This window comes from Stenotrophomonas maltophilia group sp. RNC7, from assembly GCF_030910085.1.
Lineage (GTDB): Bacteria > Pseudomonadota > Gammaproteobacteria > Xanthomonadales > Xanthomonadaceae > Stenotrophomonas > Stenotrophomonas sepilia.
Genome location: NZ_JAVFVN010000169.1, coordinates 1 through 380, shown reverse-complemented (window position 1 = coordinate 380; position 380 = coordinate 1). Strand labels below are relative to the sequence as shown.

The 380-nt window shown below is 67.9% G+C and carries 1 pseudogene; it reads left to right on the top strand.

The annotated features are described in order from the left end of the window. Window positions 1-315 precede the first annotated feature (315 nt). Window positions 316-380, top strand: a pseudogene (locus RCF13_RS02290) (TetR/AcrR family transcriptional regulator); the annotation flags it as partial.

The window sequence follows — 380 nt, the reverse complement described above, 5'->3', positions numbered from 1 at the left end:
GCCTTGATGCCGACCCGGTGTGCGATATCCACCATTGCAGGTTCCTCGCATGGGCAGGCAGGCGACCCCCTTGGGATGGACTATATGCAGGTAAATGCCTGCATGTCAAATCCCGCCACGAATGCCCGGGCGTGGTAGTGGCGGCCCCTGGGCGGCCTACCCGGGGTGGTGGGGGCGTGGAGTTGGCGGGCCGCGGGCGGGCAGCCGGGGGGTGTTGGGTGGGTGCAGTGGCCGGCCCGGGGCCGGCACCACCAGATGATGCCCACCCGGCCGCGGATAGTTGACAGGGCATCAACCTACTAGTAGGTTGACGGCATGAAAGAGCCGCTCTCGCCCAAGGCCCAGGAGATCCTGGCCCACGCCCGTTCGCTGCTGGAGGC